20 protein-coding genes are annotated in these 22673 nt (G+C 56.1%); 12 read left to right on the top strand and 8 right to left on the bottom strand.

Going from position 1 to position 22673, the window contains the following annotated elements:
• Positions 1-38: 38 nt before the first annotated feature.
• From hemF to LT85_RS06000, 8 genes are all read left to right on the top strand, one after another.
• The gene (gene hemF, locus LT85_RS06035; protein ID WP_038486526.1) at positions 39-986 is read left to right on the top strand and encodes an oxygen-dependent coproporphyrinogen oxidase; all 948 of its coding nucleotides are present in this window, start codon (positions 39-41) and stop codon (positions 984-986) included.
• Between the two features lie 12 nt (positions 987-998).
• On the top strand, positions 999-1673 hold the full coding sequence (locus tag LT85_RS06030) for a nicotinate-nucleotide adenylyltransferase (RefSeq protein WP_038486524.1): 675 nt from the start codon (positions 999-1001) through the stop codon (positions 1671-1673).
• Positions 1674-2300: a ribosome silencing factor gene (rsfS, locus tag LT85_RS06025; protein WP_038486522.1), complete on the top strand. Its 627-nt coding sequence runs from the start codon at positions 1674-1676 to the stop codon at positions 2298-2300.
• Positions 2301-2333: 33 nt separating this feature from the next.
• Positions 2334-2804 (top strand): 23S rRNA (pseudouridine(1915)-N(3))-methyltransferase RlmH, encoded by a 471-nt coding sequence (gene rlmH, locus LT85_RS06020; RefSeq protein WP_038486520.1) that lies wholly within the window; start codon positions 2334-2336, stop codon positions 2802-2804.
• Between the two features lie 95 nt (positions 2805-2899).
• Positions 2900-3520 (top strand): Maf family protein, encoded by a 621-nt coding sequence (locus LT85_RS06015; RefSeq protein WP_038486519.1) that lies wholly within the window; start codon positions 2900-2902, stop codon positions 3518-3520.
• A complete protein-coding gene (rng, locus tag LT85_RS06010; protein ID WP_038486517.1) occupies positions 3517-4980 on the top strand; it encodes a ribonuclease G in 1464 nt (487 codons plus the stop codon). The genes LT85_RS06015 and rng overlap by 4 nt, the downstream gene beginning before the upstream one ends.
• A 7-nt stretch (positions 4981-4987) precedes the next feature.
• A complete protein-coding gene (locus LT85_RS06005; protein ID WP_038486515.1) occupies positions 4988-5959 on the top strand; it encodes a glycosyltransferase family 8 protein in 972 nt (323 codons plus the stop codon).
• A gap of 103 nt (positions 5960-6062) precedes the next feature.
• Complete coding sequence (locus LT85_RS06000) at positions 6063-7136, top strand: glycosyltransferase family 9 protein (RefSeq protein ID WP_038486513.1); 1074 nt, start codon at positions 6063-6065, stop codon at positions 7134-7136.
• Here the strand turns inward: LT85_RS06000 and LT85_RS05995 are convergent.
• From LT85_RS05995 to dnaE, 3 genes are all read right to left on the bottom strand, one after another.
• Positions 7108-8235, bottom strand: a complete 1128-nt coding sequence (locus tag LT85_RS05995; RefSeq protein ID WP_038486511.1) for a glycosyltransferase family 9 protein — start codon at positions 8233-8235, stop codon at positions 7108-7110. The two genes, LT85_RS06000 and LT85_RS05995, sit on opposite strands and share 29 nt — an antisense overlap.
• Before the next feature lie 88 nt (positions 8236-8323).
• A complete protein-coding gene (msbA, locus tag LT85_RS05990) occupies positions 8324-10081 on the bottom strand; it encodes a lipid A export permease/ATP-binding protein MsbA (protein ID WP_038486509.1) in 1758 nt (585 codons plus the stop codon).
• A 133-nt stretch (positions 10082-10214) separates the two neighbouring features.
• The gene (gene dnaE, locus LT85_RS05985; RefSeq protein ID WP_038486507.1) at positions 10215-13694 is read right to left on the bottom strand and encodes a DNA polymerase III subunit alpha; all 3480 of its coding nucleotides are present in this window, start codon (positions 13692-13694) and stop codon (positions 10215-10217) included.
• A 106-nt stretch (positions 13695-13800) separates the two neighbouring features.
• Here dnaE and LT85_RS05980 point away from each other — a divergent pair, with 106 nt between their 5' ends.
• Complete coding sequence (locus tag LT85_RS05980) at positions 13801-14679, top strand: sulfurtransferase (RefSeq protein ID WP_038486505.1); 879 nt, start codon at positions 13801-13803, stop codon at positions 14677-14679.
• A gap of 109 nt (positions 14680-14788) precedes the next feature.
• Here LT85_RS05980 and LT85_RS05975 read toward each other — a convergent pair whose 3' ends face one another.
• Positions 14789-15373, bottom strand: coding sequence for a flavodoxin family protein (locus tag LT85_RS05975; RefSeq protein WP_038486503.1), 585 nt, complete (start codon positions 15371-15373; stop codon positions 14789-14791).
• Positions 15374-15771: 398 nt separating this feature from the next.
• On the opposite strand from LT85_RS05975, the gene LT85_RS05970 reads away from it, so the two are divergent.
• Together LT85_RS05970 and gluQRS are read left to right on the top strand one after the other, a co-directional pair.
• The gene (locus tag LT85_RS05970; RefSeq protein WP_038486500.1) at positions 15772-16749 is read left to right on the top strand and encodes a LysR family transcriptional regulator; all 978 of its coding nucleotides are present in this window, start codon (positions 15772-15774) and stop codon (positions 16747-16749) included.
• Positions 16742-17650 (top strand): tRNA glutamyl-Q(34) synthetase GluQRS, encoded by a 909-nt coding sequence (gene gluQRS, locus LT85_RS05965; RefSeq protein ID WP_038486498.1) that lies wholly within the window; start codon positions 16742-16744, stop codon positions 17648-17650. The genes LT85_RS05970 and gluQRS overlap by 8 nt, the downstream gene beginning before the upstream one ends.
• On the opposite strand, the gene LT85_RS05960 is transcribed toward gluQRS, so the two are convergent.
• From LT85_RS05960 to LT85_RS05950, 4 genes are all read right to left on the bottom strand, one after another.
• Positions 17647-19212 (bottom strand): DEAD/DEAH box helicase, encoded by a 1566-nt coding sequence (locus LT85_RS05960; protein WP_081992104.1) that lies wholly within the window; start codon positions 19210-19212, stop codon positions 17647-17649. The genes gluQRS and LT85_RS05960 overlap by 4 nt on opposite strands.
• Positions 19213-19445: 233 nt before the next feature.
• Positions 19446-20471 carry a tRNA (adenosine(37)-N6)-threonylcarbamoyltransferase complex transferase subunit TsaD gene (tsaD, locus tag LT85_RS05955; protein ID WP_038486496.1) on the bottom strand — a complete coding sequence of 342 codons (1026 nt, stop codon included), beginning with the start codon at positions 20469-20471 and terminating at the stop codon, positions 19446-19448.
• Between the two features lie 82 nt (positions 20472-20553).
• On the bottom strand, positions 20554-20745 hold the full coding sequence (locus tag LT85_RS27290) for a zf-HC2 domain-containing protein (protein WP_081992103.1): 192 nt from the start codon (positions 20743-20745) through the stop codon (positions 20554-20556).
• Positions 20746-20880: 135 nt separating this feature from the next.
• A complete protein-coding gene (locus LT85_RS05950; protein WP_038486494.1) occupies positions 20881-21447 on the bottom strand; it encodes a sigma-70 family RNA polymerase sigma factor in 567 nt (188 codons plus the stop codon).
• A gap of 177 nt (positions 21448-21624) precedes the next feature.
• Here LT85_RS05950 and ybiB point away from each other — a divergent pair, with 177 nt between their 5' ends.
• Positions 21625-22620, top strand: a complete 996-nt coding sequence (gene ybiB / locus LT85_RS05945) for a DNA-binding protein YbiB (protein ID WP_038486492.1) — start codon at positions 21625-21627, stop codon at positions 22618-22620.
• The last annotated feature ends 53 nt before the right edge of the window (positions 22621-22673 follow it).

Below are 22673 nucleotides of genomic sequence, written 5' to 3'. Positions count from 1 at the left end.
GCCAGACTAGCAAATTGATAGATACCTCCTTTAGCACGATGATTTCAAACACCTCTCCCGATAGTCCAGCCAATCCGGCCAGCGCGGTCAAATCCTACTTGCTCGATCTGCAAGCGCGCATCGTTGCAGCGCTGGAACAGATTGACGGCAAACCTTTCGGCAGCGATCAATGGCAACGTGCCGAAGGCGGCGGCGGCAATTCGCGGATTATCGAAGAAGGCAATGTGCTGGAACGCGGTGGCGTCGGTTTTTCGCACGTAATGGGCAGTAGCCTGCCGCCATCTGCAGCGGCTGACCGACCAGAACTGGCCGGCCGCAAGTGGGAGGCCATGGGCGTCTCGCTGGTCATGCATCCGCGTAACCCGTTCGCTCCGACCGTCCACATGAACGTGCGCTTTTTCATCGCCAGCGCCGAAGGCCAGGAGCCGGTCTGGTGGTTTGGCGGCGGCATCGATCTCACCCCTTATTACGGTTTTACCGAAGATGTCGAACATTTTCACCGTACTTGCCGTGATGCGCTGACGCCGTTTGACAGCGATACAGTGCAAGGGCCGGCGCTCTACCCGCGCTTCAAACAATGGTGCGACGATTATTTTTATTTGAAGCACCGCAAGGAGCCGCGCGGCGTCGGCGGCATTTTCTTCGATGATTTCAATGCCTTGGGCTTCGAAAAAAGCTTTGCCATGATGCAAAGCGTCGGCAACGCATTTATCCCGGCGTATGCGCCAATCCTGGCGCGCCGCAAGGATACGCCCTACGGCGAAAATGAGCGGGATTTCCAGGCATATCGTCGCGGACGCTATGTTGAATTCAATTTAGTGTATGATCGCGGCACTTTGTTCGGTCTGCAATCCGGGGGACGTACCGAGTCTATCCTGATGTCGATGCCGCCCGTGGTCAAGTGGCGCTACGACTGGCAACCAGCGGCAGGGAGCCCGGAAGCTCGTTTATATTCCGATTTCCTGATCCATCGCGAGTGGGTTTGATAAGCAGTCCGTATGACATCCAATCACACTCCACGTTCCAGGCAGTGCATAGCAGTTCTCGGCGGCAGTTTCGATCCGGTCCACAATGGTCATGTGGCGCTGGCGAAATACTTTGTCACCTTGCTGGCGCCAGATGAATTGCGGGTAATTCCTGCCGGCAACCCTTGGCAAAAACACGGACTGGAAGCCAGTCCGGAGCAACGGGTTGAGATGGTAAAGCGTGCATTTAGCCAGCAAAGCGTACCGTTGGTCATCGACCAGCAGGAAATCCTGCGACAGACCGCAACGTATACTATTGATACATTGCAAGCATTGCGCGCTGAACTCGGGCCGCAGGCGTCTATCGTTTTCCTGATGGGCGCCGACCAGTTGCAGCATTTGAATACCTGGCAAGGCTGGGACCGCCTGTTTGACTATGCCCATCTGGGCGTGGCTTCACGCCCCGGTTTTGCCATGGATGCATCGCAGGTTCCAGCCGAGGTCACGCGCGAATTTACACGCCGCGCGGCTACCCCGGAGCAGATTCGCCAGAGCGCGCACGGTTTGACCTATCTGGCGAAGAATCTGGCTGTAGATATTTCGGCAACAGAAATCCGTGCGGCGCTGCACAACGCAAAAAGACCCGACACGCTGGTCCCGGCGGCAGTACTGGACTATATTGAACAACATCATCTTTATAAGAATTAAATGGATATCAAAAAACTACAAAGTCTCGTCATCGATGCACTCGAAGACGTCAAAGCCCAAGACATTCGCGTCTACGACACGGTTCACCTGACCGGCCTGTTCGATCGTATCGCGATTGCCTCCGGTACTTCCAATCGTCAAACCAAGGCACTGGCCGCTTCAGTGCGTGACAAAGTCAAGGAAAACGGCGGCAACATTCTCAGCGTCGAAGGCGAAGACACCGGCGAATGGGTACTGGTCGACATGGGCGATATGGTGGTTCACATCATGCAGCCGGCAATCCGCGCCTACTATCGTCTGGAAGAAATCTGGGGCGACAAGGAAGTCAAGTTCGGCGCTGCCAAACGGATTTCTACGCGTACCGCTGCAGAAGAAGAGGCGCCAAAGAAAATATCCCGCCACCTCGCTTCGCAAGCGTTGAAGCCGGAAGACGACACACCGAAAAAAGCACCCGCGCGCAAGAAGCCGGTCAAGACCGATGGCGTCAAGAAGGCAGTCGGCAAAACCATCAAGGTAGCGCCATCGAAGAGTTCAGTGCCGCCTAAGAAGACTGCCGCGCCAAAGAAGGCTCCTGCCAAGAAGCCAGCGGTCAAGCGCGCTCCGGCAAAGACCAAGGCGGCTGAATAAGCTGCTGCATTCCTAGTTCTTATCGCATCGCTTATGCAGCTCATCATCGCTGCGGTCGGCCACAAAATGCCGGCATGGATTGAGAACGGCTTCGGCGAGTATGCGAAACGCATGCCGCCGGATTGCCGTATCGTCCTCAAGGAAATCAAACCCGTCGAACGCTCAGGCAGCAACACGGCCGCTTCCGCCATGGCGCTGGAGCGCAGCAGGATCGAGGCCGTCTTGCCGAAAGGCGTGCGCATCGTCGCTCTCGATGAACGCGGCAAGGACCTGACTAGCGTCCAGCTGTCGCAGCAACTTACCCAATGGCAGCGCGATGGCCGCGATGTCGCCTTCATTATTGGCGGCGCCGATGGCCTGGATCCTGAGTTCAAGGCGAACGCCGACAGCCTGTTACGCATCTCCAGCCTGACGCTGCCGCACGGCATGGTGCGCGTGCTGCTGGCCGAACAACTTTACCGCGCCTGGTCGATTACCCAGAACCATCCCTACCATCGCGTGTAATCGCCGCCTGGCGGGTGGTAAAACACCCCGGCAAACACGTAACTCTGTAATAATCGCTGGAAACATTTGACGACGCATCTGCCGTAAAGCCAGCAATGAAAAACCCTTACCAGAAAATCTATCTTGCTTCGAAAAGCCCGCGCCGGCGCGAGCTGCTAAGACAAATCGGCGTTGTCTTTGAATTGCTGTTGTTGCGCGACCAGACTCCGCGCGGCCCCGACGTCAGCGAAGACGTCTTGCCGGGCGAATTGCCGCAAACCTATGTTGCCCGGGTCACTATGGAAAAAGCGCGCGCCGCTTACCAGATGATGGTGTGGCGCAGTTTGCCGGCGCGGCCGATCCTGGCGGCCGATACGACGGTCACGATCGATGGCAGGATTCTCGGCAAGCCAGCCAATAAACGCGAAGCGGTCGAGATGCTGCGACTGTTGTCCGGACGCACTCATCAGGTGCTCACCAGCGTCGCTGTTATCCATCAAGAACAATCTTGGCAACTCACGCAGGTTTCGGATGTCTTATTCCAAAGCTTGAGCGATGCCATGATCGAGGCCTACTGCGATACCAACGAGCCTTATGACAAGGCCGGCGGCTACGGCATCCAGGGACCGGCAGCGATTTTCATCGAAAGCATACATGGCAGCCATTCCGGCATCATGGGACTGCCACTTTTCGAAACAGCACAATTACTCCAACAGGCAGGCATCCGCATTTTATGAGCGAAGACATCCTCGTCAATATCACACCGCAGGAAACCCGCGTCGCCCTGATTTTCCAGGGCGCTGTGCAAGAGCTGCATATCGAACGCACCTTGTCGCGTGGCCTGGCCGGCAATATCTATCTGGGCAAGGTAGTCCGCGTGCTGCCCGGCATGCAATCGGCATTTATCGATATAGGACTTGAACGCGCTGCCTTCCTGCACGTCGCTGACATCTGGGAAACCCGCGCCCACGACGGCCAGGCGGCCCAGCAAACGCCGATTGAGAAGCTTCTGTTCGATGGCCAGTCGCTGACGGTGCAAGTCGTCAAAGACCCGATAGGCACCAAAGGCGCCCGGCTGTCGACGCAGATTTCCATCGCAGGCCGCATGCTGGTGTACCTGCCGCAAGACCGCCATATCGGCATCTCGCAACGTATCGAGAATGAAGCCGAACGCGAACTGCTGAAGAGCAAAGTGCAAAAGCTGTTGCCGCCCGAGGAAAAAGGCGGTTTCATCATCCGCACCATGGCTGAAGACGCGCCGGATGCGGACTTGCAGATGGATATCGAGTATCTGCGCAAGACCTGGTCGTCCATCACGCTGCTAACCAAGACCAAACCGGCGCCGACCTTACTGCATCAGGACTTGAGCCTGGCGCAACGCGTGCTACGCGATTTCGTCAATGACGAGACCACCACGATCCAGGTCGATTCGCGCGAAAATTACCAGAAACTGCAGGAATTCGCCGCAAGTTACACGCCATCCGTCACCGAACGGCTGATGCATTACACGGGCGAACGGCCGCTATTCGACCTGTATGGCGTAGAAGAAGAAATCCTGGAAGCCTTGAGTCGGCGCGTGCCGCTCAAGTCGGGCGGCTACCTGATCGTCGATCAGACGGAAGCCATGACGACCATCGACGTCAATACCGGCAGTTTCGTCAACGGCCGCAATTTCGACGACACGATTTTTAAAACCAATCTGGAAGCCGCACACGCGATTGCACGCCAGCTCAGGTTGCGCAATCTGGGTGGTATCATCATTCTCGATTTCATCGACATGGAAAATAGCGAGCACAAGCTTGCTGTGCTCGCCGAGTTGCACAAGGCCTTGCTGCGCGACAGAACCAAGAAATCGGTTTCGGAATTCTCGGCGCTGGGCCTGGTGGAAATGACGCGCAAACGCACCCGCGAATCGCTGGCGCATATTTTGTGCGAACCCTGCCCTGCTTGCAACGGCAAAGGCCAGGTCAAAACCGCGCGCACCATCTGTTACGAAATCCTGCGCGAAGTGCTGCGCGAAGCCAAACAATTCAACCCGCGCGAATTCCGTATTCTGGCGTCGCAAGTGGTGGTTGACATGTTCCTTGAAGAAGAATCCCAGCATCTGGCGATGCTGGGTGATTTCATTCACAAGCCGATTTCATTGCAGGTGGAAACGGTTTATCCGCAGGAACAGTACGACATCATTCTTATGTAAGGCTTGCATGAATAACTCTTTACCGCTTTCTTCTGGCAATCCGGCAACGGACGATTCTTTCCACATTGCTTTTTGCGTGGACGATCACTATTGCCGCAGCATGGGTGCGACCATTGCATCGATCATCGCCAACAGCCCTGGCGTGACATTCACCTTTCACGTCTTTGCCTTTTCGCTTTCCGAAGATAACCGGACGCGCTTCAAGAAGCTGGAAACAATGTATGACCTGAAGACGCATATCCATATCATCGATCCGGATGTATTCAAGCCTTTCGCACACATCTCGCAATTCTCCTACTACTCGCCGACTATCTTCACGCGTTTACTGATTCCCTCCACCTTGCGCGGATTATGCGACAAGGTGTTGTACTTGGATGCTGATATCTTATGCGTCGGCAGCATGGCCGAACTGCTGGCTATGGATTTCGGCGGCGACGCGGCGATCGTGGTGCCTGATGCGGATGAAACCACCCGCAGGCGCTGTGCGGCTTTGCAACTGGCGTCGCAGAAGTATTTCAATTCCGGCGTGATGTACATGCATGTCGAGAACTGGATGGCCCAGGAAATCACCGAGAAAACCATCCATGCGATCCTGGAAAACGGCAAGGACTACCGCTTTCCGGACCAAGACGCGTTGAATGTCGTGCTTGAGGGAAAAATCCAGTACATTCCGCGCAAATGGAATTTCCTGTATGACCTGATCCATGACCTGGAAAAGGACAAGCGCCTGATGCGGGATATCGGTGAAGTCATATTCATCCACTTTGCCGGCGCAGTAAAGCCGTGGAACGATTGGTGCCTGCACGCGTCGCGCGACCTCTTCGTCAAGTATCAGGCGTTGTCGCCCTGGGCTGACCTGGCGCTCGACAAGGCGCCAAGAAACTACAAGGAGATGCGTATGTATTCGCGCTTCCTGATGAAGCGCGGGCAAGTACTGGACAGCTTCAAATGGTATATGAAATATCTTTCCGCAAGGTAATTCCAAGCAATAAGTAACACTCGGTGAGAACTTGACCGATACACGTGGCAGCAAGATACAATGCCCAAAAATTCATCATCCGTACTGTACTAACGATCTACATATGGCAATAACCAGCTCCCATGTCTTAATATGCCGCACCGACAATATAGGCGACGTCATCCTGACCTTGCCGATTGCGGCATATCTGAAACAACACTTTCCGTCGCTGAAAATAAGTTTCCTGTGCCGCGCCTATGCCGCCCCGGTGGTCAGACATTGCCGCAGTATCGACGACGTGGTGGAGCTCGAGAGCTTCCTGGATAATCCGGATGCCTACTTTGCCAAAGCGAATGTCGACACCATCATCCTAGCGCAGCCGAACAAGCGCCTGGCGGTAATTGCATTCAAGGCGCGCATTCGCAACCGGATCGGCAACGCCCGCCACAAGCTTTATCAAATGCTGTATTGCAATCGTAGAGTGCGCTTCAAGAAAGGCAATTCGGAATTGCACGAGGCGCAATTCAATTTCGAATTCCTGCGCCCTTTCGGGCTGACCACCATTCCGCAGCTGCCTGAAATCATCTCGCTCTATGATTTCGACATTCCCGAGGTTGCGGAAATAAACCGGCTGTTCCAGGCGCACCCGTTCAATCTCATCCTCCATACGAAGTCCAATGGTCACGGGCGCGAATGGCCAATCAAACATTACACGGCACTCGCCAAAGAGCTGGGTAACTATCCGGATATACAAATGTGGCTTACCGGCAGCCCTGCCGAAGGTGAATGGCTGGCCGAACATGCGAAAGAATTATTGCAGCAGCCGAACGTCAGCAATGTTTGCGGAAAATTCACGCTCGACCAACTCAGTTCGTTCATTAAGGCTGCAGATGGCTTGATCGCCAGCGGTACTGGTCCGCTTCACGTTTCAGCGGCATTGGGGCAGCGCACGCTCGGCTTGTTCCCGCCGACTCGCCCGATGCACCCGGGCCGGTGGGCGCCGCTGGGAACCCGGGCGCAAGCCCTGTCTTTGCCGATCAGCTGCGTCGGCTGCAAGGGCAGCAACGCCGCCAGTTGCGACTGTATGGAAAACATCAGGCCTGACGCCGTCGCCAAGATTGTCTTGCAATGGCGCCAGGAGGCACGTAGCAACGATGCCGCGAATGCGCCTATTTCTGCTGGTGCAGTACAGCGATAACCTGGTTAACGGTAATCGCCTTCACCCAATCCCTGCGGTTGGCGGTAGTGATCACCGTGCTGTGTTCCTTGTCGATCGGCGCCCATTCCGGATTTTTCTGGCGCATTAAGGCGATCACTGGTACATGCACAGCATTGGCCAGATGCATCACAGCGGTTTCGACCGAAATAATCAGATCACATTCCCGCAACATGGCAGGCAACTGAAAAAAATTGTCCTGCGCACTGAACAGCTGCAAACGGCCTAGCGACTTGCCGTCGAAGAAGGCTTTCGCATGCTGCATTTCCTCCGGCACGACGTTGACGATGAAACGCGTATCCCGATAGGCTTCCTCAGCTCTCAGTGCCGAGACCAATTCCACCACCCGTTCCAGCGGCCAGCAGCGTTTATGGGTTTTGGCATAGGGATTGATGAAGATCAGCTTGGCCGGATAAACCGATTGTCCGTTGTCGCGTTCAAATTTCCACAGCTTCAGCTGCTCTTGCGCGTAGCGGTCCCACTGCTCTGGAATCCGTACAAAGGGCAGGCGCGAGGATGGCGTACTCTCCATGCCAAACAGGCGGTTGAACCAGGCCGCATACACCGCACTGATATGCACGCCCGGCTCGGCGACGCCGTCGGGATTGAAAGAGGCATCCAGCTTACGATACGCCAAGCGCTTATGCAGTGCGAGAATTCCAGCCGGCTTCTGCATGCCCGCTACAAATCCGCGCGGGCTGATCTGGCGCGCCAGTTTTGCATACATTGGCGGCCGCAGCGTCGACAATGACACAACCAGCGGATAATCCTGCTGTTGCGCCTCGACGATAGATTGCTCGAACAAGGCCGGACTGTAGGTCTGCTGATAGATCTTGGCGACGAAAGGACATTCTGCCAACCAGTCGTACAGGGCATATTTTTTCAGAAACGGCCATGCGGCTTCTTTGTCGGTGCGCCTGACCTCGTCTACCCAGATATGGATCTTGATATGCGGAAAGGCCTGCGCAAAAGCCTGGAAGCAGTTTTGCAGGTAGGTGAAATCACCAAGGGCAAGATGGGCGATGAACAGAATTTTATCTGCTGTCTTTAATCTTTCGGCCGGGACGAGTTGTGCTGTCATGAAATTTTCTTTTTGATTGTCTTGCAGACGATATTCTCCGGATGCTGCACGCCATTGATCTCAGGCCTGCGGCTCGAGATCGCCAGGATTACATCTCGACGTTCACCGCTCCCTTGGAAAACTGGAGATGATACAAATTCGCATAGGCCCCCTGCTTGCTCAGCAACTCCTGGTGAGTCCCGATCTCCACGATACTGCCGTTCGACAGCACGGCGATACGGCTGGCGCGCTCAATGGTTGACAGTCGATGGGCGATCACAAACGTTGTGCGGCCCTGCATCAGTTGGTCCAGCGCTGCCTGCACCGCGCGTTCGGACTCAGTGTCGAGCGCCGAAGTGGCTTCATCCAGAATCAAGATCGGTGCATCCTTGTAGATGGCGCGCGCCATCGCCAGCCTCTGGCGCTGGCCGCCTGACAGGCGCGAACCATTGTCGCCAACCTGGGTGGCGTAGCTTTCCGGTAAAGAAGTAATCATCTCTGCCAGATGCGCAGCCTTCGCCGCAGCTTCAATCCGTTCCTGGCTAGGGGCCTTGTCGCCATAGGCGATATTGGCGGCGATCGTGTCGTTGAACAGCACGACATTCTGGCTCACCATGGCTATCTGCGCCCGCAAGCTGTCCAGCGCGATGCTTTCGATCGGCAAGTCGTCCAGCAAAATACGGCCTTCGGTGGCCGAATAGAAACCCGGAATCAGGTTGACCAGAGTTGATTTACCGCCACCCGACATGCCAACGAAAGCGATGGTTTCGCCCGGCTTGACGTCCAGGTTGATGTTCTTCAAGGCAGGTCTTTCCTGGCCGGGATAGGAAAAGCCGACATTGGAGAATTCAATTTTCCCCATCGCTCGCTTCTCCAGCTGGATACCGCCGCTACGTTCGACCCGACTGTCGATCAGTTTGAATACCGCTTCCGCCGCTGCCATTCCGCGCTGCAACGGGCCATTCACTTCAGCCAGTTGCTTGAGCGGCACCTGCAGAGCAATCATCGCTGCCAGGAACGAAATGAAATCGCCGGCGGTAAGCTGGCCATGACTGGCTTGGACCAGACCCATCGTGATCATCACCGACATTGCGCAAGCCATCATGATTTGCGTGACCGGCACGGTGGCGGCAAAGGTGCTGGTCATGCGCATGCTGTAGCGGCGTATCTCTTCGGCGGACTCCGCAAAGCGCTTACGCTCGTAGTCCTCGCCGCCGAACACCTTGATCACTTGCTGGGCGCGGGTGGTTTCTTCAATCACCTGTGTTAGCTGGGCGTTGACGTCGAGCGAATCCTTGTTGAGCTTCTTCAGGCGCTTGGCGGTGGTGCGCACCACCAGCATCATCAGAGGCATCAAGACAAGTGCGACTATCGTCAGTTTCCAGCTGATGAACAGCATGTAACCCATCAAACCCGCAACAGTAAGAGCGCAGCGTACGATCGAGGTGAACAGCTTGCTGATCATTTCAATGATTTGCTGTACCTCAAACATGATCGAATTGATCACGCGGCCTACCGTATGGGTGGCATGGAAATCAATCGAGACATTCAAGATGCGATTGAACATCTGCTGGCGCAACGTTGTCAGCACCCGGGTAGATACCCAGTTGGTCATATAGGTGGTCAGGAAAGTCGACGCGCCGCGCGCGACGAATGCGCCGATCACGGCTAGCGGCACCACCCATATCGGAAAGGTCTGCTTTTGAACAAAGCCCTTGTCCAGCAGGATCTTGAAGATGTAGGCAACCAGCGGCTCGGTTGCCGCGGTCACTACCATCCCCAGAAGGCCCAGCACCAGGCGCTTCTTGTACGGCTTGTGCAAAGCTGCAAGCCGCTTGAAGATCGTTGTATAGGAATATACGTTCATAAGTCTGCTTTAAATTTTCTACTCTTTGTCTACTCTTTGTAGCCATGGAGAATTGCTTCTCCTGCAGCAGAGTCGAGGGATGTTCCGAATAGCGCCGATTGACGCTGGCGCACAAAATATGTCGAGCGCGGCCTCAATACTCCACAGCGACCATTCCCGAACCGATTCTCTCTACCAGGGCAAACTGCAAACCGTCGCTCGGCGACACTCTCCAGTCGTCGCCGAACAGCATTTCGCAAGCCACGCCCTCGCCTGTGTAGCGCAGAGTCAAGGGCAAGCCGTTGTCCGAACGGTGCGGTGCCAGCATATCCCGCAATTGCACCACGTCGATCTTCTTTTCTGAAGATGTCAGCGACAGCACAAACTGGCGGCCATAGTGAATACGTGCGGTAGCGATGTCCATCACTTTTTCGGCGGAGGCCCGCAAGCCGCCGTTAAAGCGGTCTTCCGAGACCTTGCCCTGTACTACCAGGAACTCGTCTTCCTTGAAGAAAGCCTTGTTCGGCTCGAACTGTTCGTTGTAGACAGTTACGTCAAGCGTTGCGCTGCCGTCATCCAGAGTGACGATCATCATTTTTCCACGCTGCGTCATTTGCGTCCGCAAACCAGAGATGATGCCGGCCATGGTACGCGGCTCACGCGATGGCTCCAGACTGCCAAGCGGCGTGCGTGCAAAGCGGCGCGCCTCTCCGGCATAGGCATGGAACAGATGCCCGGACAGATAAAAACCGAGGGCAGTCTTCTCTTCGGTCAGTTTCTGCTTATCGGTCCAGGGTGTTACCTGTACATATTCGATCGGTGCTTCGAGATCGCTGTCGTCGCCGCCAAACAGGCTGACCTGGTTGGCCGACGCCAGTTTCTGGTCTGCGGCCTCCATCGCGCGCGGCACCGACGCCAGCAGGATCCCACGGTCGACCTTGAAACAGTCAAATGCGCCAGCGCGTATCAGCGACTCAATGGTACGGCGGTTGATCTGGCGTTTGTCGACCCGCAGGCAGAAATCGAATAAATCGACGAACGGCTTTTCCTGGCGGGCAGCGATGATGGCTTCAATCGCGTTCTGTCCTGAGCCTTTCACGGCTCCGAGTCCGTAGCGGATAAAGGTCGCCTTCTTGCCCGGCTCGCCTTCCGGCGTGAAACGGTAGTCCGATGCGTTGATGTCCGGCGGCAGCAAAGTCAGCTTGCAGATAACCAGCGCGTCTTCCACCAGGATCTTGATCTTTTCGGTATCGTCCATCGCCAACGACAAGTTGGCGGCCATGAACGCTGCAGGGTGATGCGCTTTCAGGTAGGCTGTGTGATACGACAGCAAGGCATAGGCGGCTGCGTGCGACTTGTTGAAGCCGTAGCCCGCGAATTTTTCCATCAAGTCGAAAATTTCGTCGGCCTTGGCCTCGGACAAGCCGTCCTTGGCTGCACCGTCACGGAAAATCTGGCGATGTTCCGCCATCTCTTCAGCCTTCTTCTTACCCATTGCCCGCCGTAGCAAATCGGCGCCGCCGAGCGAGTAGCCGCCGACCACCTGCGCCATCTGCATCACCTGCTCCTGATACACCATGATGCCGTAGGTTTCAGACAAGATGCCTTCGGTCCGCGGGTCAGGGTAGTCGAAGCGTTCGCCGTGCTTACGTTTGCAGAAATCAGGGATCAGGTCCATCGGGCCCGGACGGTACAAAGCCACCAGCGCGATAATGTCTTCGAAGCGGTCAGGCCGCGCATCTTTCAACATGCCTTGCATGCCGCGGCTTTCCAGCTGGAACACGGCCACGGTTTTGGCGGCGGTCAGCAATTCATAAGAAGCACGGTCGTTGAGCGGCAATTTTTCCAGGCTGAAATCCGCCATGGCTGGATCAAGCTGCTTGATGTAGCGCACTGCACGATCGAGGATAGTCAACGTGGTCAGGCCCAAAAAGTCGAACTTGACCAGGCCGACTGCTTCCACGTCGTCTTTATCGTATTGCGAGACCACGCCGGCATCGCCGCCTTGCGTGTATAACGGGCAGAAATCGGTCAGCTTGCCCGGGGCGATCAGGACGCCACCGGCGTGCATGCCGATGTTGCGGGCGATACCTTCGACTTGCTGCGCCAGGTTGAGCAGTTGCTTGACCTCTTCTTCGTTTTCCAAGCGTTCCGCCAGCATCGGCTCTTCCTGGATCGCATCGGCGATCGTCACGTGCTTACCCGGCTTGAACGGGATCAGCTTGGAAATGCCGTCACAAAAATTGTAGCCAAAATCGAGCACCCGGCCGACGTCACGGATCGCGCCCTTGGCGGCCATGGTACCGAAGGTGGCGATCTGCGACACCGCATCCTTACCGTACAAATCCTTGACGTGCTGGATGACGCGGTCGCGGCCTTCCTGGCAAAAGTCGATATCGAAGTCGGGCATCGATACCCGCTCAGGGTTGAGGAAACGTTCGAACAGCAGGTTGTATTTGAGCGGATCCAGATCGGTAATCTGCAGCGAATACGCCACCAGCGAACCCGCGCCGGAACCCCGCCCCGGTCCGACCGGTACCCCGTTCTGCTTGGCCCAACGGATAAATTCCGCAACGATCAGGAAGTAACCGGGGAATCCCATCTTGATGATGGTGTCGGTTTCAAACTTCAGCCGGTCCTGGTAACGCTGGCGCTGCTGCTCGCGCTTGGCTTCGTCGGGGAACAGATGCACCAGGCGCAACGCCAGGCCTTCCTGCGATTGCTGGATCAGGAATTCGCCGATGGTCATGCCGTCCGGCGTAGGGAAATCCGGCAGTTGCGGCTTGCCCAGCTGCAGTGTCAGGTTGCAACGCTTGGCGATTTCGATGGAATTCTGCAAGGCCCCCGGCATATCGGCAAACAGCTCCGCCATTTCTGCCTGAGTCTTGAACGATTGCTGCACGTTGAAGCGGCGCACGCGGCGCGCATTGGCCAGCATCTCGCCTTCGGCGATACAGGTACGCGCTTCGTGCGCGATGAACTCTTCTTTGTCGAGGAACTGGGTCGGATGAGTGGCCACCACCGGCACACCGAATTTCGCCGCCAGCGCCACCGCCTGGCGCACATGCACCTCCATATTCGGTTGTTCGGCGCGCTGCACTTCTACATAGAAATTGTCCGGGAAGATAGTGGACCAGCGCTGGAGGCAGCGCTCGGCCGCCTCCGGATTGCCATTATCGATGGCAATGCCGATATCACCGAAGTGCGCGCCGGATAACGCAATCAAGCCGTTTCCATCGCCATGATCCTTGAGACCGGCCAGCCATTCGGCGCGAATTTCAGCGCGGCCGCGATGCAGGTTTTCCAGCCATGCACGGGACAGCAATTCGCATAGCTGCAGATACCCTTGGCGATTCTTGACCAGCAATAACAGGCGCGATGGCTTGTCATGGTCGTCGTCGTTGGTAATCCAGACGTCGCAGCCGATAATCGGCTTGATGCCTTTGCCCCGCGCAGCCTTATAGAATTTGACCATGCCGAACAAATTGGCGAGATCGGAAATGCCAAGTGCAGCCTGGCCATCGCTGGCTGCAGCTTTCACTACGTCGTCGATGCGTACAAGGCCATCGACAATGGAATACTCTGAATGGAGGCGTAGGTGAATAAACTGCTGAATAAATTGCGGTGTCGTCATGGGCGGTATTTTACCCCGAGGCCAGACAGACTTTCGTCAAAATTGGGCAAACCTGTGTCCGGCGTTTATAATACTGATAAATCAACGACTTACCGAGAAATAAGCCATGCAGTCCAGTCATCCTTTCGTCAATATCGCGGCCTATAAATTCGTCACCTTCACAGATACAGAGCAAAAACGTCCTGAATTTCTTGCAATTTGCAAGAAATTGCAACTAAAAGGCACGATCTTGCTGACTCCCGAAGGAATCAACCTGTTCCTGGCCGGCCTGCGCGAGCAAATCGACCAGTTTCTGGCTTGGCTGCGCGCCGACGAGCGCTTTGCGGATCTGGAAGTAAAGGAAAGCTATTCGGAAAAGCAGCCGTTCACCCGCATGCTGGTCAAGCTGAAAGCTGAAATCATCACGATGAAGCACCCGCTGATCAAGCCGGAACTGGGCCGGGCTCCGGCGGTGCAGGCGCAGACTTTGAAGCGCTGGCTGGATCAAGGCCATGATGACAACGGCAAACCGGTGGTGATGCTGGATACCCGCAACGCATTTGAAGTCGACGTCGGCACGTTTGAAAACACTATCGATTATCGCATCGAGAAATTCAGCGAATTCCCGGCCGTGATCGCCGAGCACAAGGATGAGCTGGCGGACAAGACCATTGTTACCTTTTGCACCGGTGGCATCCGCTGCGAAAAAGCCGCGATCCACATGCAAGACATCGGCTACGACAGCGTCTATCAGCTGGAAGGTGGCATCCTGAAATATTTCGAAGAATGCGGCGGCGCCCATTACGACGGCGATTGCTTTGTATTCGACTATCGCACCGCACTCAATCCGCAGCTGCAAGAAACCGCTACTGTTCAATGCTATGCCTGCCGCTCTGTGGTAACGCCGCGCCAGCAGCTTTCGCCGCAGTATGTTGCCGGCAAATCCTGTCCGCATTGTCTTCCGGAAGCCGTTCCGGTAGCGACGGAGGCCACAGCAGCGCATTAAACCCCAAAAGTAAAAAACAACAAAAAGCCCGCCTGTCAATCCAGCGGGCTTTTTGCTTTCCGGGCGGACAAACTTGACGCATGACTGCTAGCCCTGCCCGGCCGTCAAATCAAAGCGATTGCTGCTTGAATTTCCGCGCAGTCTCAGCAACCCGCTGGCCAAACAGGCTGGCGGTCTCGAGATCACCAGCGGCGGGACCTTCTTGCGGCGACGAGTCGGACGGGCTTTGCGCCAGCGCGCCGGAGAAGCCGCCGACAAAATTCACATCGTTACGTGTCGCGGCTTTGCTGTTCGACGGCATCAGGCCGGTGCCCACCCATACCATGCTGTGCTGCATCGCGAAGGTAATCAGGTAACTCATGGTGGTGCCCTTGTCGCCATTCATCGTGGCCGAATTGGTAAAACCGGCAGCGACTTTATCTTTCCATTTTTGACCAAACCATTGCTTGGACGAGGTATCCGCAAATTTCTTGAACTGCCAGGAAACCGTGCCCATGTAGGTTGGCGTGCCAAAAATGATTGCGTCAGCCGCTTCCAGGGATGCCCAGGCCGCTTCGCTAAGGTTGCCTTCGGCGTCGATGGCGACCAGTTCCGGCGTCGCTCCCTGCGAACGCAAGACACCGGCGTGCACTGCTTCAGCCTGGTTTTTGGTATGGCCGTAGCCGGAGTGATAAACGATAGCAACTTTGGTCATGACAATACCCTTTTTGATGTAAAACTCAGTTAAAAAATAAACAACGAGAAGAAACAACGAAAATAAATGGCGATAAATAGCGACAATCGGCTTTGCAAAATCTCACTGTCCGGCGAACGAAAAACCAGATAAGCAGTCAAGTTATGCATGCCGTCCAACGTCGAAATTCGATGATGATATATCTGGAAATTTATTTCACTATAGAAATTCTCTATAGCTATCCATTACTTTAATTGGCACTATAGCTGCAAGGAATGGCTTTAGACAGTCGCAAAATTTCGATATATCATTCAATTTATCTGAATGAAATTTTTACAATATTCACCGGCATTAGCTACTGTCTGCATGCAACCTGGCTGGTATTTACGGTTTTCTCTACAGTTACTCGTTAAGTAATAATGAATCTGACGCTGGAAGCTTTGCAAATCCTCGACACGATAGACCGCAAAGGCAGCTTTGCCGCCGCCGCTATCGAGCTGGATCGCGTGCCGTCAGCACTCACTTACAGCGTGCGCAAGCTCGAAGAAGATCTGGATGTGCTGCTATTCGACCGCCGCGGCCATCGCGCTAAACTCACCGTCGCCGGCCTTGAACTGCTGACTGAAGGCCGCCATTTGCTGCTGGCGGCGCAAGAACTGGAGCGCAGGGTCAAGCGTGCTGCGACCGGCTGGGAAGTTGAGCTTCGCATTGTCCTTGACAGCATCATCCCGTTTGACAGCTTGCTGCCGCTGATCGAAGCCTTTGACCGTGAGAATGCCGGCACCCGCCTGCGCATTTCGCACGAGGCCCTGTCAGGCGTCTGGGAGGCCTTATTATTCGACCGCGCCGACCTGGCGATTGGCGCTCCGCATAGCGGCCCCGACAGTATCCGCATGAGCGGCGGCTTCCAGACCCGTCAGCTAGGCATGATCGATTGGGTCTTTGCAGTAGCACCCGATCACCCCTTGGCAAATGCGCCGGAGCCGCTTACTGCCAGCCTGGTGCAACAATATCGCGCGGTGGCGGTGGGCGACACTGGCCGCACCCTGCCCAGCATTAATTCAGGCCTGTTGAATGGCCAGGACATCCTCACCGTGCCGTCCATCACGGCAAAGCTGGAGGCCCAACTCAGCGGTCTCGGTTGCGGCCATTTGCCGCGCTGGATGGCCGCGCCCTATTTTGCTTCAGGCGCATTGATCGAAAAACAAACCACCGAAGCCAAACCCAGCGACAAGACGCAGATTGCCTGGCGCACGCCGGTCGTGGGGAAATCTCTCAAGTGGTTCATTGCGCAACTCAGCGAACCGGCGACGCAGCGCGCGTTGCTTGGAGCAACCGCCCAGGCATTGCCATCGCCAGGGCAGCAACCTCATCATGAATCGACCAGCAATGTCTAATCAAGCAACTTATACCGGCCGCTTCGCCCCATCGCCCACAGGCCCCTTGCACGCCGGCTCTTTGGTAGCCGCGATGGCTAGTTACCTGGACGCGAAGGCGCACCATGGCCGCTGGCTGCTGCGCATGGAGGATGTCGATGAAGCCCGTACTGCTGCCGGAGCGGCGGAATCGATATTGGCGGATATAAGCGCGCTCGGCATGCAGTGGGATGGCGAAGTAATGCTTCAAAGCCAGCGTGGCGTGGCCTATGAAGCGGCCTTCGACTGTCTCGGGCGGCTCGCCTATCCTTGCGGATGCACGCGCCGTGAGATAGTCGACTCGCGCATTTGCGTCGCTGCCGACGGTGCGGCGGTCTATCCCGGCACCTGCCGTAGCGGCCTGCCGGTCGGCAAGCCAGCTCGCGCTTACCGGATGCGGGTGCCGGACCCGGGTCACATCGATGAGCTGATCATTTTTGACGATCGCTGGCTTGGCCGCATGCAACAGCATCTGGCGATCGAAGTGGGAGATTTTGTATTGAAGCGCGCGGACGGTTTTTGGGCCTACCAGCTGGCGGTGGTGGTCGACGATGCCGAACAAGGCGTGACGCATGTAGTGCGCGGCGCGGATCTGCTGGATTCAACCGCACGCCAGATTTACCTGCAGCGCCAGTTGCTGCTGGCCACGCCGCTATACCTGCATGTACCGGTCATCACCAATGCCGACGGCGAGAAACTATCGAAGCAGAATGGCGCACAAGCCATCGACATGACACAGCCGCTGCAAGCGCTCAACAAGGCGGCCTGGTTTCTGGGGCTGGATATCGGACATGTCGAGAATATCGCCGCGTTCTGGCCGCTGGCCATTGCCGCATGGGCGAATCTTGAAGCGACTCGCCCGGGTGATGCAACGATTGATTAACGCTTTGGCACGCCGCCCAGCAACGCTGCCAGCTTGACCTTGGGCGACTTGATGGAGCTGCCGGCCGGCGCCGCAGCGGATGGTTCGACTGCCGAGAGTGTCGGCTCATAGGGCTTGAGGAACCATGGGTCGATTTTTTCTTTCCGACCGGTTGGCGTCGATGTATAGGCGCTGCGCGTGTGTTGCTGGCTGCGGCCGGACGACACAGACGATGCACCGCGTCCATCGTTACGATCACCGCCACGTTCACTCCGTTCGCCGCGGCCATCGGCGCCGTCACGGCGTCCTGAACGTTCACGATCCGAGTTGGATGGCTTGGCGACAAATCCGGTCAGTTCAGTGCGCACGAATTTGTGCTTGATCATCTTTTCGATATCGACCAGCAAACGCTCGTCCTTGTCGGCAAACAGGGAGATCGCATCGCCGGAAGCGCCGGCACGGCCGGTACGGCCGATACGGTGCACATAATCTTCCGCGTTGTAAGGCAGGTCGAAATTGATCACGCACGGCAGTTCGGCGATATCCAGGCCGCGCGCTGCGACGTCGGTCGCCACCAGCACCTCGATTTCGCCCCGCTTGAATGCTTCCAATGCGGCCATACGCTCGTTCTGTGTCTTGTCGCCGTGAATCGCCGAGGCCTTGACGCCTTCGTTTTCCAGATGACGCGACAGTTTCGAGGCCCCGATCTTGGTGTTGGAAAAGACGATAACCTGCTTCAGGTTACGTTCACGAATGATGAACGATACTGCCTGGGCCTTGGTTTGATCCTCGACCCGGTACATGGTTTGCGTGACGTTATCGGCGGTGGCGTTGCTGCGCGCGACTTCAATCGTCACTGGATTCTTGAGGAAAGTAGCTGCCAGCTTTTTGATTTCGCCAGAGAAGGTCGCCGAGAACATCAGGTTCTGACGTTCTTTCGGCAACAGGTTGATGATGCGCTGCAAATCGGGCAGGAACCCCATGTCGAGCATGCGGTCGGCTTCGTCCATTACCAGGATCTGCGTCTGCGACAGGTTCAAGGTCTTTTGCTGGACGTGGTCCAGCAAGCGGCCCGGCGTAGCGATGACGATCTCAATGCCTGAACGCAATGCCGCAGTTTGCGGCCCGATATCAACGCCGCCGAACACCACGGTCGAACGCAAAGGGGTGTGACGGCAATAGGCCTTGACGTTTTCCGCCACCTGGTCTGCCAGTTCACGCGTCGGCGTCAGGATCAGCGCCCGTACCGGATGGCGCGCCGGCGAGGCGCTGGTATTGGCGTGCGCCAGCAACAGCTGGATGATCGGCAAGGAAAAACCGGCTGTTTTACCGGTTCCGGTTTGCGCCGCGCCCATCACGTCGCGGCCTTGCAGCACAATCGGTATCGCTTCCGCCTGGATCGGGGTCGGATGCACATAGCCTTGATCGTTGAGCGCGCGCAGGATATCCGGCGATAGCCCGAAGTCTGCAAAACGAACGGAAGGCGTAACCGGCACTGCTGGATCAGCCTCGATCTGGACTGGCGTTTCGGCTGGAATTGCGGCTTGAGTTGCAGCTTGATTTTCGGACTGTATGTCTGACATGGTAGTTGGCGGCCTTCGGTGCAAGATACACTCAAACAACGAACACATGTTCGTAAAAAGGCACTAATGCTTTCAATTGAATTCGTGAATTTCGTGTCAGCTCACTCATGATGAGCCAAATGATTGTGGAGACGCTCTCAGCGTCGCAAGCCAGGTTGCCATTTAAACATCATTCCCGACGCACTTTGTACCACAGTCGCGCATTATACGCCTAGCTGGGAATTTGCTCAGATTCAGATACCAAGTTCATTCAATGGCCAGCGTGGCCGCACATTGAAGGCATAGGACCGCTGCGCCGCTTCCGGATTGATTTGCAAGCGCATGGCGCCGGCGAATGCAATCATCGCGCCATTGTCTGTACAAAATTCCAACTCCGGGTAATACACGCGGAAACGCCGCTTTTCCGCTGCGGCATTCAGCGCCGTACGCAATTGCTGGTTAGCACCTACGCCGCCTGCGATCACCAGGCGCTTGAGCCCGGTCTGCTTCAACGCCGCCAAACATTTCGCCACCAGCACTTCTACCAGCGCATCGACAAACGCGCGTGCAATATTGGCTTTGTCTTGCTCGCAGATATTCGTTTGATGGTTCTTGACCAGCGTCAGCACGGCCGTCTTGAGGCCCGAGAAACTGAAATCCAGGTTTTTCGAATGCAACATCGGCCGCGGCAACTGGTAGACCGAGGGATCGCCAAATTCGGCCATGCGTGAAATCGCCGGCCCACCAGGATAGCCAAGACCGAGCAATTTGGCCGATTTGTCGAACGCTTCTCCGGCAGCATCGTCCAGCGTTTCGCCCAGCAACGTATATTGTCCGACGCCATCAACGCGCATTAGTTGCGTATGACCACCCGATACCAGCAAGGCAACAAACGGGAAGGTCGGCGGCTGGCTCGCCAGTAGCGGTGACAGCAAATGCCCCTCTAGATGATGTACACCCAGCATCGGTTTATCCAGCGCTAGGCCAAGGCCGCATGCGATTGATGCCCCGACCAGTAGCGCCCCGGCCAAACCCGGCCCCTGGGTATAGGCAATCGCGTCAATGTCCTGACGGACGACGCCGCTTTCGGACAATACTTGTTGCAAAAGGGGAATAGCGCGCCGGATATGGTCGCGCGACGCCAGTTCAGGCACTACACCACCATACTGCTCGTGCATCGCTACTTGCGAATACAAGGCGTGCGCCAGCAAGCCGCGCTCGGTGTCATAGAGCGCGAGGCCGGTTTCGTCACAGGAAGATTCAACACCGAGAACAATCATGAATGAGACAAATGAAGGGGCCAGTAAATAGGCAATGCCGCATTGTAAAGGAAAGCGCGACCGCTACTTGCGACGGATGTGATTAATCCTTGCCGAGTTGCTGCATCGCTCGCCTGATGAAGACAAGTTGCTGCGAAAACCGGGTGCAAGCTGTGCAAGTCCACAGATGTACACGCACCCGAGCGCGGGTGAGCAGCGAAAGGTTGCTATCCTGCGCCTGCGACAGGAGTTGCTGGGTATCGCGGCAATGTGGGATCAAGCGTTTATATGACATAAAAGTAAATGTAAGGCTTGGCTGACTGTACAACAATAGTAATTGGTCGCGCTAAGGACCAAATGCTTACACTCAATGAAATTGAAATAGTTCGGACATTTCATTTCTTCTTATCTAGTCCAATAGGCTCAGAATTCAAGCCCGCGCCCCGAACCAGCTTATTTGCAAGCACTCCTTGAGCCGGGTACGGGCTCGATGCAGCAGCACCCAGGCATTCGCTGCCGTAATATCGAGTTCCTTGCAGATCGCGTCGGTATCCAGTTCCAGCCACTCACGCATCATGAAAATGCGCCCGGTCTTCGGCGGCAGCTTATCAATGCATAATTGCAAAATATCGAAAAACTCTTTGCGCTCCAGGGTTTCATCCGGATTTCCCCAGCTAGGCGCGGCTTCCATTGCATGCCCGGAAGAGGTAAACAACGCATCGAACATCTCGGCGTCGCTGCGATCGTCATCCTCGTCGTTACCTAACTGCACCTCGCGTTTGCCGCGTCTTAGCTGGTCCAGCAATTTGTGCTTGAGTATACCGATAACATAGGTCTTGAACGAAGACTGCTGCTGGAAGCGGTCTGGATGTTCGAGTACAGCAATAATCGTTTCCGACACGGCGTCTTCGGCCAGGGCGTCGTTGCGCAACTGCAGCGCAGCAAAGCGCACTAGCTGCGGCCGCAATATTTCAAGCTGACGAGGATCGAATGCCATATAAACCCGAAGAAGAAACATTACCAAGCAAGCATCGCAGAGATACTCTACCAGACATAAACAACCGTTTTGAGCGACGATTCTACCCGATAGGCCTCTACCTCCGCTGGTAAAGTAAAATCCCTATCCATATTCCCCTGCCTGGTCCAATCCGGAAAATCACATTCGTATCCATCCATGACAAATACTCCTTTAGCCCCCCCCTTTCCTGCCGCTCGCTTCATCAAGGAGATCGGCCGTGGCAAGGACGGCGCGCGCAGCTTGTCGCGCAACGATGCCCGTGATCTGTACGCAGCGATGCTGGACGGCCGGGTCTCCGACCTGGAGCTGGGCGGCATCCTGCTGGCGATGCGCATCAAAGGAGAATCGGTTGATGAAATTGCCGGTTTCCTGGAGGCCGCCGAAGCATCGTTTAGGCAAATCCAGCTACCGGAAACGCCTATTGCAGCGGCAAACAGCGCATCGTCTTACGCACCGGTAGTGATTCCGAGCTACAACGGCGCGCGCCACATGGCCAATCTGACCCCCTTGCTCGCCATGCTGCTGGCGCGTGAAGGCGTGCCGGTCTTGGTGCATGGTGTGCTGACAGATCCCGGTCGCGTCACCAGTGCCGACATTTTCCAGGCGCTGGGGCAATCGCATTGCAGCAGTATCGAACAGGCGCAAACGTGTTTTGAAAAGCGCTTGCCGGCATTCATGCCGATCGAAGCGCTGGCTCCGAAAATGGCGCGACTACTATCCATGCGCCGGATTCTGGGAGTCCGCAACTCTACCCACACTCTGGTCAAGATCATGCAGCCGTTCGCGGTACCCGCCTTGCGCCTAAGCTCCTATACACATCCGGAATACCTGACCATGCTGACGGCGTACTTCACGACGACCGCCGCTGCGGAACGCGGAGATGTGTTCTTGATGCGCGGGACCGAAGGCGAAACGGTGGCAAACGCCAGGAAGGCGCAGAAAATCGACTGGTTTCATGCCGGCACCCAAACCACGCTGGTTGAAAAACAAGAAATTGCCAATGACATCCCGGCTCTGCCGGAGCAACGCGATGCTGCCAGCACCGCCAGCTGGATCCAACAGGTTCTCATGCAAACAGCACTTGTTCCAAAACCCGTTTCTGCTCAGGTCGAACAATGTTTGATGGCTTGCCGGGTCTTGCGGACTCTCTAAGAGGCTGTTGCGAAATTAACCTGGCGTTGTTACGTCGGGGCGGCCATCCGCTC

This window comes from Collimonas arenae (assembly GCF_000786695.1).
GTDB lineage: Bacteria > Pseudomonadota > Gammaproteobacteria > Burkholderiales > Burkholderiaceae_D > Collimonas > Collimonas arenae_A.
This window is presented reverse-complemented; position numbering and strand designations above follow the sequence as displayed.

Bases quoted from the DNA above. Each gene is read 5' to 3' on its own strand.
- hemF (WP_038486526.1), top strand. From the start codon at position 39: ATGATTTCAAACACCTCTCCCGATAGTCCAGCCAATCCGGCCAGCGCG.
- LT85_RS06030 (WP_038486524.1), top strand. From the start codon at position 999: ATGACATCCAATCACACTCCACGTTCCAGGCAGTGCATAGCAGTTCTC.
- rsfS (WP_038486522.1), top strand. From the start codon at position 1,674: ATGGATATCAAAAAACTACAAAGTCTCGTCATCGATGCACTCGAAGAC.
- rlmH (WP_038486520.1), top strand. From the start codon at position 2,334: ATGCAGCTCATCATCGCTGCGGTCGGCCACAAAATGCCGGCATGGATT.
- LT85_RS06015 (WP_038486519.1), top strand. From the start codon at position 2,900: ATGAAAAACCCTTACCAGAAAATCTATCTTGCTTCGAAAAGCCCGCGC.
- rng (WP_038486517.1), top strand. From the start codon at position 3,517: ATGAGCGAAGACATCCTCGTCAATATCACACCGCAGGAAACCCGCGTC.
- LT85_RS06005 (WP_038486515.1), top strand. From the start codon at position 4,988: ATGAATAACTCTTTACCGCTTTCTTCTGGCAATCCGGCAACGGACGAT.
- LT85_RS06000 (WP_038486513.1), top strand. From the start codon at position 6,063: ATGGCAATAACCAGCTCCCATGTCTTAATATGCCGCACCGACAATATA.
- LT85_RS05995 (WP_038486511.1), bottom strand. From the start codon at position 8,235: ATGACAGCACAACTCGTCCCGGCCGAAAGATTAAAGACAGCAGATAAA.
- msbA (WP_038486509.1), bottom strand. From the start codon at position 10,081: ATGAACGTATATTCCTATACAACGATCTTCAAGCGGCTTGCAGCTTTG.
- dnaE (WP_038486507.1), bottom strand. From the start codon at position 13,694: ATGACGACACCGCAATTTATTCAGCAGTTTATTCACCTACGCCTCCAT.
- LT85_RS05980 (WP_038486505.1), top strand. From the start codon at position 13,801: ATGCAGTCCAGTCATCCTTTCGTCAATATCGCGGCCTATAAATTCGTC.
- LT85_RS05975 (WP_038486503.1), bottom strand. From the start codon at position 15,373: ATGACCAAAGTTGCTATCGTTTATCACTCCGGCTACGGCCATACCAAA.
- LT85_RS05970 (WP_038486500.1), top strand. From the start codon at position 15,772: ATGAATCTGACGCTGGAAGCTTTGCAAATCCTCGACACGATAGACCGC.
- gluQRS (WP_038486498.1), top strand. From the start codon at position 16,742: ATGTCTAATCAAGCAACTTATACCGGCCGCTTCGCCCCATCGCCCACA.
- LT85_RS05960 (WP_081992104.1), bottom strand. From the start codon at position 19,212: ATGTCAGACATACAGTCCGAAAATCAAGCTGCAACTCAAGCCGCAATT.
- tsaD (WP_038486496.1), bottom strand. From the start codon at position 20,471: ATGATTGTTCTCGGTGTTGAATCTTCCTGTGACGAAACCGGCCTCGCG.
- LT85_RS27290 (WP_081992103.1), bottom strand. From the start codon at position 20,745: ATGTCATATAAACGCTTGATCCCACATTGCCGCGATACCCAGCAACTC.
- LT85_RS05950 (WP_038486494.1), bottom strand. From the start codon at position 21,447: ATGGCATTCGATCCTCGTCAGCTTGAAATATTGCGGCCGCAGCTAGTG.
- ybiB (WP_038486492.1), top strand. From the start codon at position 21,625: ATGACAAATACTCCTTTAGCCCCCCCCTTTCCTGCCGCTCGCTTCATC.